Here is a 13,201-nt window from a genome sequence, read left to right as displayed (position 1 = left end):
GGATCAGTTATCCCCGCTCGGGGTGAATACGCTGCGCACGCGCCCGGTGAACTGGCCCCGGCCATTTTCGATGTCGATCTCCGCGCGGTTGGAGGACAGGATATTGCGGTCCTGAACCATGCGCACATTCCCGGTCATGATCAGCATTCCATCCTCGACATTGTAGTCTCCCTGATCCGCCTCCACCGTTTCGGTTTCGCTGATGAGGGAGACATTGCCGGTGGCCAAAATCCGCTCGATCCCGTCATCCGTAGGCTCGTCCGTGGTGCTGTCGGTGACGGTGGCGTCTGTTGGTGCCTCAACCGGTTCTTCTTCGGTTTCGGTATAGAACACCTCAACCACATCGCCCGACATCCGCAGATCGCCCTGAATGATCACGACATTGCCGCGAAAAACCGCCATGTTGATATTCTGGTCAATCTCAAGACTGTCCGCCTCAACGAGGATCGGTTCTTCCTTATCCTGCTGAAAGCTGGAAAACGGAGCCGCCGATTGGCCAAGTGCCGCGCCAGCGCAAAGGCATCCTGCCAAGCTCAATATGTATAGCGCGTGGCGCATCCAATCTTACTCCTGATCCGGGGTGGCGCGGTCAACCAGCACCATGCGGACATTTCCTTCAAACCGTATTAATCCTTTTTGCCCCTCCGGCGCATCGGCTGCAACAGGTTCGATGATGAGCCGCTCCGCAGAAATGGTACCCTGTTCGAGCGTCAGGACCACCGCGCCAGTGAAGGTGCCGCTTTCCGTTTCCACATTCAGCCGCGCGGTCGTGGCCTGAATGCGGCTTCCAGCACTGGTCGCGGCATCCACATTGCCATCCAATGTCAGAACGCCCGTTTCATCGTCAAACGTGCCGATATTGGCAGAGGCATTCGTGATGTCGCCAGCGGCATCCTCCAGTTCCAACGCGGGATCAACGATGCGGTAGCGTTGCGCATCCCGGTCGATCAGCGTGATTTCTTCCGCGCGCATCCGGTAGGGCAGGCCATTGGCGCGCACCCCGGTAAACCGGGCGTCCTGCGCGCCGTTGTCCAGAAACGTGCCCTCCGCCAGATCATCCAGCAGGTCGAGCGGACTGTCGAGCGTGTCATCCTCCCCCACCAGAAAGATGGTGCTGAGCAGGGCGATGGCCAGAAGTGGCAATCCCACCCGCAGCACACGGACCATCCGGGAATAGGCACCGCCCGCCGCCATCGCGTCAGCTCACTCCGGCGCGCAGGCAGTCATGGACATGCAAAATCCCCAATGGCTTCCGGTCGTCGGACAACACGAATAGGCTCGTGATCTTGCGCGTGTTCATCATATGCAGCGCCTCGGCGGCCAGTGCGCCGGGATTGATTGTCAGCGGATTTGGGGTCATCACCTCGCCTGCGGTGCGGGTCAAAAGCCCATCCATGTGGCGCCGCAAATCCCCATCCGTGATGATCCCGATCAGCGCGCCCTCCGGCCCCGTCACGCCAGCGACGCCCGAGTTTTGCGCCGACATGGCAAGGAGCGTGTCGGTCATCGCATCCGCCGCACCCACCAAAGGCAGCATGTCATCATGCATCAGATCGCGCACCGTCAGCAGCCGCGCGCCGAGTTTTCCGCCGGGATGGAACACCCGGAAATTCTCCGCCCCGAAGGACCGCTCCTCCATCAACGCCACAGCCAGCGCATCGCCAAGTGCGAGCGTCAGCGTCGTGGAAGTCGTGGGTGCCAGCCCGTTCGGGCAGGCTTCTGGCGCGCGCGGCAGGACCAGCGCGATATCGGCCTGTTTCAGCAGCGTGCTCTCTGGCTTTGACGCAACACCGATCAGCGGAATGGCGAACCGTTTGGTATGCGCGATAATGTCAGCAAGCTCCGACGTTTCACCCGAATTGGACAGCACGATCACCGTGTCGGCTTCTGTCACCATGCCCAGATCGCCATGGCTGGCCTCTGCCGGATGGACGAACTGCGCCGGTGCCCCGGTGGAGGCAAAGGTCGCTGCGATCTTCTTGCCGATATGGCCGGATTTGCCCATGCCGGACACGATGATGCGCCCGCGTGTGTTCAACAGCGCCTCCACCGCATCGCTGAACGCTGCTCCCAATTGATCGGCAAACAGGTTGAGCGCGTCCGCCTCGGTCGTCATGACGCGGCGGCCTGCTGCGATGCGGCGGCTGGTCTGGTCGGTGTCTTGGGTCATGGCAGCCATCAGTGAGAGAAAATGTCGGTTTCGGGCCAGCCTTCAAGGTCCAGCCGCGCCCGCATGGGCAGGAAATCAAACGCGGCCTGCGCGATCTCCGTCCGGCCCTCGCGGGCGAGCATCTCGTCAAGGCGGGATTTGAGCCGGTGAAGGTACAGCACATCCGACGCGGCATAGGCGATCTGCGCGTCAGACAAAGTGTCAGCGCCCCAATCGCTTGATTGCTGCTGTTTGGAGATATCGACGCTCAAAATCTCTTGCAGCAGGTTCTTCAGCCCATGCCGGTCGGTATAGGTGCGCACCAGTTTTGACGCGATCTTGGTGCAATAAACCGGTGCGGTGGTCACGCCGAATGTGTGCAACAGCACCGCGATATCGAATCGCCCGAAATGGAACAGCTTGATCACGTTCGGATCGGTCAAAAGCCGCGTGAGGTTCGGGGCCTCTGTCTGCCCCTGCGCAATCTGGACAAGATGCGCGGTCCCGTCCCCGCTGGACAATTGCACGACGCAAAGCCGATCACGATGGGGGTTAAGGCCCATGGTCTCACTGTCGATCGCCACGATCGGGCCAAGGTCAAGCCCATCGGGCAGATCGTTCTTGTGCAGTTGATGCGGTGCCAATGCCATGCGTCCTTTCCTGGATCATCCCAAGGCCGGGTGATCGGGTCATTGCGGGGCTTATACGCCCAGTGCCACAAAATTGCCAAGCGACCGTGCGCCAAGGGCCAAAGACAGGCCGTCAATCATTTGTTAACCATCTAGGGAGACTGTTTGCCAAAGCCACAAACTCAATAGGGTCGTATTAAATTGATTTATCCCGTTCTTCTTGCCGGCGGTTCTGGCACGCGGCTTTGGCCCGTATCGCGCAAAAGCTACCCTAAGCAGTTTTCCCTACTGGTAGATGACCGGACGCTGTTCCAATCATCGCTGGAGCGGTTCTCCGGTCCCGCATTTGCCGCCCCCCTAATTGTCACTTCGGAGCCGTTTCGCTTTGTCGTTGCTGAACAAGCGCGGAACGCTGGCATTCAGCCAAGAAGCATTATGCTAGAGCCATACCCTAGAAACACAGCTGCATCAGCTCTGGTTAGCGCGCTTCAATTAACATCAAGACATTCAAATGCGCTGATGCTCATTTGTCCATGTGACCACACCTTTGCCGATCCTGAAGCATTTTCTAGGGCCATCATGGCTGGAATTCCTACAGCGCAGTCGGGTCGGATTGTCACCTTTGGTGTGCGCCCTGATCGTCCCGAAACTGGCTATGGATACTTAGAGGTGGTTGATCTGGACGAGGGTAGCACTGTCATCCCCCTTCAAAGGTTTGTAGAAAAACCGGATCGAGCCACAGCGCAAGACATGCTCAGTTCCGGCAACTTTTTTTGGAACTCAGGTGTATTTCTGGCGAAAGCTGATGTGATCGTTGCCGAGTTTGTTCGCCAGCTGCCCGAGATGGTTGCTCAAGTTCGTGCTGCGATGAGTGATGCGATTGAAGACCTAGATTTCATTCGGCTGGCTGAAGAGCCGTGGAAAGAAATTCAGGATATCTCAATCGACTACGCCATTATGGAAAAGGCCCCCAACCTGAGTGTCGTGCCCTATGACGGCGCGTGGTCAGACCTTGGTGATTGGCAAGCAGTCCATCGCGAAAGCGCGCCTGATGCGGACGGGAATGTTATTCAGGGCTCAGCGATAGCATTGGACTGCGCGGGATCCTTGTTGCGGTCGGATGACCCTGACACGCGAATCGTTGGGTTGGGATTGACGGACGTGATCGCTGTGGCCACCGGGGATGCTGTGCTGGTCGCGGATGCAGCCCGCGCGCAGGACGTGCGCCTTGTCGTTGAGCGGCTTCAGGCGGAGGGCGCGCGGGACGCGGATGACTTTCGTCGAACCTACCGCCCTTGGGGGTGGTACGAAACACTGGCGCTCGGCCCCCGGTTTCAGGTCAAGCGCATTGTGGTGAAACCGGGTGGTATCCTTTCGCTGCAAAGTCACCAGCATCGGGCTGAGCATTGGGTGGTGGTCGAAGGCACGGCGACGGTCACCATCGGGGGCGACACGCGGCTCGTGACGGAAAACGAATCCGTTTACGTCCCGCTTGGTGCCAAACATCGGATGGAGAACGCGGGAAAGATGCCCATGGTCCTGATCGAGGTGCAGACCGGCGGCTATCTGGGGGAGGATGATATCTCCCGTTTTGAGGACATATACGGGCGCGGGTAGCGGGCTGCGGCCACACTGCCCCTTGTCCCGCGCATCCAGCCCAAGTATTGAAGGCCAACGGTTCTGGATGGAGACCTTCTTATGGCACAGCACGCACCTCTCGTGACGATCTTTGGCGGCTCCGGCTTTGTCGGGCGGTATATCAGTCAGGCGATGGCGCGGGCGGGATGGCGTGTGCGTGTGGCGGTCCGGCGGCCCAATGACGCGCTGTTCGTGCGGACCTATGGGGTTGTGGGACAGGTTGAGCCTATTCAGGCCAATATCCGCGATGATGCATCGACCCGCGCGGCCATTCAGGGCGCGGATGCGGTCATCAACTGTGTCGGTATCCTCTACAAGGACGGCAAGCAGACCTTTGAGGCGGTGCAGAACCACGGCGCGACCCGGATCGCCCGGATCGCGGCAGAGGAGGGGGTGGGCAATTTCGTCCACCTCTCCGCCATTGGGGCCGATCCAGAAAGCAAAAGCGACTATGCCCGAACGAAGGCGCTGGCCGAAGCCGCGATTACCGATGCGTTCCCGGGTGCAGTGATCCTGCGCCCCTCCATCATCTTTGGCTCCGATGACGGGTTCTTCAACCGGTTTGCCGCGATGACCCGGATCAGCCCGGTGATCCCGGTGGTGGGGGCCAACACGAAATTCCAGCCGGTCTATGTCGATGACGTGGCCGATGCCGCAGCGCTTGCCGCGCAGGGCAAGGCAGAACCGGGCGTCTATGAGCTTGGCGGCCCGGATGTGGAGACATTCCGCGAACTGATGGTGCGGATGCTTGGCATCGTGCGTCGCCGCCGTCTGCTGCTGGCGATCCCGTTCTGGGCCGCGCGGTTTCAGGCAAAGGTGCTGAACCTGTTGCCGATCTTCACGCTTGGCCTTGTCCCCAACAGCCTGCTGACGCCCGATCAGGTGAAGCTGTTGGAGGTGGATAACGTGGTGAGCGATGGCGCGCGCACGCTGGAAGACCTCGGCCTGACCCCGCGGGACATGGATGCGATCCTTGAAAGCTATCTCTACCAGTACCGCCCGCAAGGACAGTTCACGGCGATGACCGAGTCGGCGAAAGTACTGAAATAAACGCGCCTACCGGACCGAATAGCGCCGTAAGCATTCAGCTATACGCGTAGATCAGCAATCCGATGCCAAGGATCACGCGGTAGATCACATAGGGCGTGAAGCTGACGCTCGCCAAGAGTCGCATCATCAGCGCAAGCGCGCCCAAGGCCGCGAAAAACGCGAATGCGGCGGCGATCCCGGCGTCTTTCAACAAGGCCCAATCGGCCTCCCCCACGACATCGAGGCCAAGCAGCGCGCCCGAGGCGATGATCGTCGGGATCGACATCAGCATCGCCAGTTTTGCAGCGTCATGCCGCTCATATCCCAAAAGCCGCGCGCCCGTAATTGTGATCCCCGCGCGTGACGTTCCGGGAATGAGCGCTATAACCTGCCATAGTCCCATGATCAGAGCGTCTTTCAAAAGCCAGCCATCGGCGTGCTTGACCTCTGGTTTTGTCTTGTCCGCCCAGTAAAGGAACAGTCCGAACACCAGCATTGTCCAACCGATGACCTCCACCGATCTTAACGCCTCGTTAAGGCCGGTGATCTTAAGAATGAACCCCGCGATGACGACCGGCACGGTCGCCACGATCAGGCACAGCGCCAAAAACCCGTCCGCGTTGCTGATATTGCCGCGCAGAACCTGGCCAAAGCCTCGCGTTGCCCGCCACACGTCATGCCAAAAGTACAACACCACCGCAAGGAGGGATCCCACATGCACCGCAACATCCAAAGCAAGCCCCTGATCCGCACTTCCCATGAGGGTCGGCAGCAGGATCAGATGGCCCGAGGACGAAATCGGCAAAAACTCGGTCAGCCCCTGAATCAGGGCCAGAATAACAAGATCGAACAAGGGCATATGGTTTCCGCACGGCTCCGCGAATCAGGGTTTCGGGGACATTACTAGGGCTTTGAAAAACAGGATATGTCACTTATGCTGACATAAAATATCGCCCTAAATGGGTAAATTACCGGGCCGCGACAAAAAAACCTCATAATAGGTCAGCTTATATGACTTTATTATCGCGCGCGGCTCGTATAGCACGTCGCTAAACGATGAAACCCTTGGGGGAGGAGCATAGCCATGTCCAAGCAAAAGATGCTCAAGTTTACCGACGTACCGCGCCTGATGCCGGAAAAGCGCACCGCCGAGGCCCGGCGTGAGGATTTCAACGAAATCTACCGCGAATATGCCGATGAAAAGGCGGCGGAGCAGGCCAGCCGGTGCTCCCAATGTGGCGTACCCTATTGCCAGTCCCATTGTCCGTTGCACAACAACATCCCTGATTGGCTGAAACTCACCGCTGAGGGGCGGTTGCAGGAAGCCTATCAGATGTCTCAGGCGACCAACACATTCCCCGAAATTTGCGGCCGCATCTGCCCGCAGGATCGTCTGTGCGAAGGCAATTGCGTGATTGAACAGTCGGGCCACGGCACGGTCACCATCGGCTCGGTCGAGAAATACATCACCGATACCGCATGGGAAGAAGGCTGGGTCGAGCCGATCCGCCCTCACGCCGAACGCCCCGAAAGCGTCGGCATCATCGGCGCGGGCCCCGGCGGGTTGGCGGCGGCGGATATGCTGCGCCGTGCGGGCGTTCAGGTCACCGTATATGACCGCTATGATCGCGCGGGCGGTCTGCTGACCTATGGTATTCCGGGGTTCAAACTCGAAAAGCCGGTAGTGATGCGCCGGAACAAGCAGTTTGAAGAGGGCGGCGTTCAATTCGTCCTGAATTGCAATGTGGGTGAGGATATCTCCTTCGCGGAAATCCGTGAAAAGCATGACGCCGTGCTGATCGCCACGGGTGTTTATAAATCCCGCGATCTGGGCGGGCCGGGCGCTGGGCTGCCGGGGATCGTGCGCGCGCTTGATTTCCTCACCGCGTCCAACCGCAAAAGCTTTGGCGATGAGGTGCCCGAATTCGACAGTGGCGAGCTGAATGCCAAGGACAAGCGCGTTGTCGTGATCGGCGGCGGTGATACCGCGATGGATTGCGTGCGGACCGCGATCCGGCAGGGGGCCACGTCGGTCAAATGCCTTTACCGGCGGGACCGCGCGAACATGCCCGGCTCCCAGCGGGAGGTGCAGAACGCCGAAGAAGAGGGCGTGGAATTCGTCTGGCTTTCCGCGCCCAAAGGATTCACCGGGGATGACGCCGTTACGGGCGTGAAGGTGGTCAAGATGCGCCTTGGCGCACCCGATGCGACGGGTCGTCAATTCCCCGAAGAAATCCCCGGCTCGGAATATACCGAGGACGCCGATATCGTGATCAAGGCGCTCGGGTTTGAGCCTGAGGCGCTGCCATCCCTGTGGAACACGCCGGAGCTGGAAGTCACCCGCTGGGGCACGGTCAAGGCGAAGTTCAACACCCATGAGACCGACCTGCCCGGCGTCTATGCCGTGGGCGATATCGTGCGGGGTGCATCGCTGGTCGTTTGGGCGATCCGCGATGGGCGTGAGGCAGCCGAAGCGATGCTCGCCAAGTTCAACGAAGCCTCCGCATCGGTTGCTGCCGAATGACGGCGCGGATCGCTGGCAAATGCCTATGCGGCGCTGTCACGATTGAGGCGACACCCGTGGGTGAGCACCTGACCGCGTGCCATTGCGGCATGTGCCGGGCATGGGCGGCTGGTGTGTTCCTGTCGGTGCATGTGCGTGACGTGGACGCAAAGGGGCCAATCCGCACGCGCCAGACCTCAGACTGGGCGGAGCGGGGTTGGTGCGACGAGTGTGGCAGCGTGATCTGGTATCGCCTCACCGGCGATGGTCCCTATGCAGGCATGTACGGCCTGTCCGCTGGTCTATTCCCGGATGGCGCAAATCAGCCGCTGGGATTGGAATATTATATTGATCTGAAGCCGAAAGGCTGGTCATTCACGGGCAACCATACCCGGATGACCGATGCAGAGGTGCAGGCGTATTTCGCCGCTCCCCCGGAAGGAGACATGACATGACCAAATTCGATCAAGCCTGGGTCGAGGGCTATGAAGCCCGTGCCGCACATCTCGCGGAGCACGGCATGTATTTGCCCGAGGAGGAGAAAGCCAATTGCGGCGTCGGCCTCGTTGTGTCCATCGACGGGAAACCGCGCCGTCAGGTCGTGGAGAATGGCATCGCAGCGCTCAAGGCGATCTGGCACCGCGGGGCGGTCGATGCTGACGGGATGACAGGCGATGGCGCGGGCATCCATGTGCAAATCCCGGTCGCCTTCTTTCAGGATCAGATCGAGCGTACAGGCCACGCCCATAAGGGTGAGATGATCGCGGTTGGTCAGGTGTTCCTGCCCCGCTCCGATTTTGGCGCGCAAGAGACCTGCCGTACGATCGTTGAAACCGAAGTGCTGCGCATGGGCTACACCATCTATGGCTGGCGTCATGTTCCGGTAAACACCCATGTGCTCGGCGAGAAGGCAAACGCGACCCGGCCCGAGATTGAGCAAATCCTGATCTCCAACGCGAAAGGCATGGAGGAGGACGCGTTCGAGCGCGATCTCTATGTTATCCGTCGCCGCATTGAGAAGGCCGCCGCCGCCGCGCAAATCCCGCAACTCTACATCTGTTCGCTGTCCTGCCGGTCGATCATCTATAAGGGCATGATGCTGGCAGAGCAGGTCGCGGAATTTTATCCCGACCTCAAGGACGCGCGGTTCGAGAGCGCGTTCGCGATCTATCACCAGCGCTATTCCACCAACACGTTCCCGCAATGGTGGCTGGCGCAGCCATTCCGTATGCTCGCCCATAACGGCGAGATTAATACGCTCAAGGGCAACCTCAACTGGTTGAAATCCCATGAGATTCGGATGGCGTCCAACTATTTTGGCGATCTGGCCGAGGACATCAAACCGATCGTCGCCAATGGCGCATCCGACTCCGCCGCCCTTGATGCGGTGTTTGAGGTGATGGTGCGCGCGGGCCGCAACGCCCCCATGGCCAAGACGATGCTGGTGCCCGAGGCATGGTCGAAAACCGCGACCAAAATGCCCGAGGCGTGGCGCGATATGTACGCCTATTCCAACTCCGTGATGGAGCCGTGGGATGGCCCCGCAGCGCTCGCCATGACCGATGGCCGCTGGGTCGTCGCCGGGCTTGACCGCAACGGCCTGCGCCCGATGCGCTATGTCGTGACGGGCGATGGGCTTGTGATCGCCGGGTCCGAGGCGGGTATGGTCCCTGTGGATGAGATGAGCATCGTGGAGAAGGGCGCGCTTGGCCCCGGCCAGATGCTCGCCGTGGATATGGCCGAAGGCCGCCTTCTGCACGACACGGAAATGAAGGACGAGCTTGCCGCCGCTGAACCTTTCAGCGAGTGGGTGGAGCGGGTCACCGACCTTGAAGAAACCACATCCACCGCCACCGAGGGCGCTGTTTATCAGGGCGACGACCTGCGCAAGCGGCAGATCGCGGCGGGCTATTCCATCGAAGAGCTGGAACAAATCCTGCACCCGATGGTGGAGGACGCGAAAGAGGCGCTGGTGTCCATGGGCGACGACACGCCATCTGCCGTGCTGTCCGAAAAGTATCGCCCACTGAGCCACTTCTTCCGCCAAAACTTCTCTCAGGTGACGAACCCGCCGATTGACAGCCTTCGCGAACACCGCGTGATGAGCCTCAAGACCCGGTTCGGCAACCTCAAGAACGTGCTGGATCAAACCGGCGCACAGACGGAGATTCTGACCCTCGACAGCCCGGTCGTGACCAACGCCCGCTTTGAGGAGATGCAGAAGTATTTCGGCGACACCGCAGCGGAGGTCGATTGCACCTTCTCCGCCAATGACGGCAATTTGCGCAAAGCATTGGAGCGGATCCGCCATGAGGCGGAGCAGGCCGTGCGTGCCGGGGCCAACCACCTCATCCTCAGCGACATGAGCCAGAGCGATCTGCGCGTGCCGATGCCGATGATCCTTGCCACATCGGCGGTGCATAGCTGGCTGACGCGTAAGGGGCTGCGCACCTTCTGCTCCATCAATGTGCGCTCCGCCGAATGTATCGACCCGCATTATTTCGCGGTGCTGATCGGTTCGGGGGCGACGACCGTGAACGCCTATCTCGCGCAAGACAGCATTGCGGATCGGATCGACCGTGGCCTGCTTGACGGCCCGCTCTCTGCGGCGATGACCCGGTATCGGGAGGCGGTCGATCAGGGCCTTCTCAAGATCATGTCGAAGATGGGGATCAGCGTTGTGTCCTCCTATCGCGGCGGCCTGAATTTCGAGGCCGTGGGCCTCAGCCGTGCGATGTGCGCCGAATATTTCCCCGGTATGCCCAGCCGCATTTCCGGCATCGGCATCAGCGGGATCGAACAATCGGTGCGCAAGGTGCATCAGCGCGCGTGGCGCTCTGGCACCAATGTGCTGCCCGTCGGTGGCTTTTATAAAGCGCGCCGATCTGGGGAGGCTCACGCCTGGGAAGCGCAGTTGATGCATATGATGCAGGCGGCCTGTGACCGGGGCAGCTATCAGCTTTGGAAAGAGTATTCCAAGGGCATGACCAGCCGCGCGCCGATCCACCTGCGTGACCTTCTGGATTTCAAGCCGGTGAACAAGCCTGTTGCATTGGAGGAGGTGGAAAGCATCACCTCCATCCGCAAGCGCTTTGTGACGCCGGGCATGTCGCTGGGCGCGCTCAGCCCGGAGGCACATAAAACGCTCAACGTCGCGATGAACCGCATCGGCGCGAAATCCGACAGCGGCGAGGGGGGCGAAGACCCCAAGCATTTCCACCCCGAGCCGAACGGCGACAACCCGTCGGCAAAGATCAAGCAGGTCGCCTCTGGCCGGTTTGGCGTGACGGCGGAATACCTCAACCATTGCGAAGAGCTTGAGATCAAGATCGCACAGGGCGCCAAGCCCGGTGAAGGGGGCCAGCTTCCCGGCTTCAAAGTGACGGAGATGATCGCGAAACTGCGCCATTCCACACCCGGCGTGACGCTCATTTCGCCGCCGCCGCACCACGATATCTATTCGATCGAGGATCTCGCGCAGCTCATCTATGACCTCAAGCAGATCAACCCGGATGCAAAGGTCTGCGTGAAACTGGTCGCGCAAACCGGTGTCGGCACGATCGCCGCGGGCGTGGCGAAGGCAAAGGCCGATGTGATCCTGATCTCCGGCCATAACGGCGGGACAGGTGCATCGCCCGCGACCTCCATCAAATTCGCGGGTCTGCCGTGGGAGATGGGAATCACCGAGGCGCATCAGGTTCTGACCCTGAACAACCTGCGGGATCGCGTGACGCTGCGCACCGATGGTGGCCTGCGCACGGGTCGCGACATCGTGATCGCCGCGATGATGGGGGCCGAAGAATACGGGATCGGCACCGCCGCCCTCATCGCGATGGGCTGCATCATGGTCCGCCAGTGTCAGTCCAACACCTGCCCTGTGGGCGTGTGTACGCAGGACAAAGCCCTTCGGGACAAGTTCACCGGCGACGCGGATAAAGTCGTGAACCTGATCACCTTCTATGCGCAGGAAGTGCGCGAGGTGCTCGCCTCCATCGGCGCGAAGTCGCTGGACGAGGTTGTGGGCCGCACCGATCTGCTCACACAGGTCAGCCGTGGCTCTGCCCATCTGGATGATCTTGATCTGAACCCGATGCTGATCACGGTGAACGAGGGCGAGCGCGTGGCGCTTGACCGCAATCGCCCGCGTCAGGCCGTGCCAGATACGCTCGATGCGCAGATCGTCGGGGACGCGCAGCCGTTCTTCAAGGACGGTGAGAAAATGCAATTGTCCTATGCCGTGCAGAACACGGACCGGACGGTCGGCACCCGCGTGTCCAGCCACATCGTGCGCCGCTTTGGGATGCGCAACAGCCTTCAGCGCGACCATCTGACGATCAAGCTCAACGGCTCTGCCGGGCAGTCGCTTGGGGCCTTTGCGGCTCCGGGGCTGAAAATCGAAGTGTCGGGCGATGCGAACGACTATGTGGGCAAGGGCCTGTCGGGCGGCATCATTGTCGTGCGACCCCCGCTTGGTGTGCCGCTCAACGCGGCGGAGAACACGATCATCGGCAACACGGTGCTCTACGGTGCGACCGGCGGGCAGTTGTTCGCCAATGGTCGCGCGGGGGAGCGGTTCTGCGTGCGGAACTCCGGTGCGGATGTGGTCGTCGAGGGCTGCGGTTCTAACGGGTGCGAGTATATGACGGGCGGCACCGCCGTGATCCTTGGCCGCGTGGGCGATAACTTTGGCGCGGGCATGACGGGCGGCATGGCCTTCATCCTTGACGAGGATGGCAGCTTCATGGAGCGAATGAACGCGGACACGATCACCGCGCAGCCGATCCAGGCGGCCTATTGGGAGGAAAAGGCGCTGGACCTGATCCGTGCCCACGCGATGGAAACGGGCAGCCCCCGCGCGCAGGAAATTCTGCGCGACTGGGACATGTATCGTGACCGGATGGTGCAGGTCGTCCCGAAAGAGATGCTGACCCGCCTGCCCCACGCGCTCAACGACGCAGAGACGGCGCAAACGGCGTAAGCGTCACATACGCACAACGATAGCCGGTCCAGCGGCCGCCCGAGGGGGCCGCTGGATCATATGGGCTTGCGCGATTTATGTCGCCAAGTCTGCTGACCTATTGCCTATGACGACCGTCGAAAAGCGGCCGCCTTGGGGCCGGGCGGCCGCTGGACCGGCGGCTTCGCCTTGATTCCGGTCCAAATCGGAAACCTCCGACCGCGCGCTTGACCCCGCCCCGAGTTTCGCGGCACAAAACAGCACCCTTTGAGGAGTGCAGTCCAGTGATCCACGGT

At 60.7% G+C, this 13,201-nt stretch carries 10 protein-coding genes; 5 read left to right on the top strand and 5 right to left on the bottom strand.

Going from position 1 to position 13,201, the window contains the following annotated elements:
• Nucleotides 1–3: 3 nt before the first annotated feature.
• From FHS89_RS01945 to FHS89_RS01930, 4 genes are read right to left on the bottom strand one after another with little or no spacing between them, the layout of a single operon-like run.
• The gene (locus tag FHS89_RS01945) at nucleotides 4–537 is read right to left on the bottom strand and encodes an LptA/OstA family protein (RefSeq protein WP_184007905.1); all 534 of its coding nucleotides are present in this window, start codon (nucleotides 535–537) and stop codon (nucleotides 4–6) included.
• 27 nt (nucleotides 538–564) lie between these two features.
• Nucleotides 565–1,194, bottom strand: coding sequence for an LPS export ABC transporter periplasmic protein LptC (gene lptC / locus FHS89_RS01940; RefSeq protein WP_184007902.1), 630 nt, complete (start codon nucleotides 1,192–1,194; stop codon nucleotides 565–567).
• A gap of 4 nt (nucleotides 1,195–1,198) precedes the next feature.
• Nucleotides 1,199–2,179 (bottom strand): KpsF/GutQ family sugar-phosphate isomerase, encoded by a 981-nt coding sequence (locus tag FHS89_RS01935; RefSeq protein WP_425502764.1) that lies wholly within the window; start codon nucleotides 2,177–2,179, stop codon nucleotides 1,199–1,201.
• Complete coding sequence (locus tag FHS89_RS01930; protein WP_425502763.1) at nucleotides 2,179–2,799, bottom strand: ribonuclease D; 621 nt, start codon at nucleotides 2,797–2,799, stop codon at nucleotides 2,179–2,181. Before FHS89_RS01930 ends, FHS89_RS01935 begins: the two co-directional genes overlap by 1 nt.
• A 180-nt stretch (nucleotides 2,800–2,979) precedes the next feature.
• Between FHS89_RS01930 and FHS89_RS01925 the strand changes: the two genes are divergently transcribed.
• Entirely contained in the window at nucleotides 2,980–4,395 is a 1,416-nt protein-coding gene (locus FHS89_RS01925; RefSeq protein WP_184007898.1) for a mannose-1-phosphate guanylyltransferase/mannose-6-phosphate isomerase, read from the top strand.
• Nucleotides 4,396–4,476: 81 nt separating this feature from the next.
• Nucleotides 4,477–5,466, top strand: a complete 990-nt coding sequence (locus tag FHS89_RS01920) for a complex I NDUFA9 subunit family protein (RefSeq protein ID WP_184007896.1) — start codon at nucleotides 4,477–4,479, stop codon at nucleotides 5,464–5,466.
• 34 nt (nucleotides 5,467–5,500) lie between these two features.
• On the opposite strand, the gene FHS89_RS01915 is transcribed toward FHS89_RS01920, so the two are convergent.
• Entirely contained in the window at nucleotides 5,501–6,304 is an 804-nt protein-coding gene (locus FHS89_RS01915; RefSeq protein ID WP_184007894.1) for an undecaprenyl-diphosphate phosphatase, read from the bottom strand.
• 225 nt (nucleotides 6,305–6,529) lie between these two features.
• Here FHS89_RS01915 and FHS89_RS01910 point away from each other — a divergent pair, with 225 nt between their 5' ends.
• Genes FHS89_RS01910 through gltB form a run of 3 tightly spaced genes read left to right on the top strand, consistent with a single transcriptional unit; the run spans nucleotide 6,530 to nucleotide 12,926 of the window.
• Nucleotides 6,530–7,969 (top strand): NAD(P)-dependent oxidoreductase, encoded by a 1,440-nt coding sequence (locus tag FHS89_RS01910; protein WP_184007892.1) that lies wholly within the window; start codon nucleotides 6,530–6,532, stop codon nucleotides 7,967–7,969.
• Nucleotides 7,966–8,403 carry a GFA family protein gene (locus tag FHS89_RS01905; RefSeq protein ID WP_184007890.1) on the top strand — a complete coding sequence of 146 codons (438 nt, stop codon included), beginning with the start codon at nucleotides 7,966–7,968 and terminating at the stop codon, nucleotides 8,401–8,403. Before FHS89_RS01910 ends, FHS89_RS01905 begins: the two co-directional genes overlap by 4 nt.
• Nucleotides 8,400–12,926, top strand: coding sequence for a glutamate synthase large subunit (gene gltB / locus FHS89_RS01900; protein WP_184007888.1), 4,527 nt, complete (start codon nucleotides 8,400–8,402; stop codon nucleotides 12,924–12,926). The genes FHS89_RS01905 and gltB overlap by 4 nt, the downstream gene beginning before the upstream one ends.
• The last annotated feature ends 275 nt before the right edge of the window (nucleotides 12,927–13,201 follow it).

Origin of the sequence: Rubricella aquisinus (assembly GCF_014199445.1) — a bacterium.
In the GTDB taxonomy this organism is placed as follows: domain Bacteria; phylum Pseudomonadota; class Alphaproteobacteria; order Rhodobacterales; family Rhodobacteraceae; genus Rubricella; species Rubricella aquisinus.
Note: the sequence above shows the minus strand (reverse complement) of the source record. Positions and strands in the feature narration are given on the sequence as shown.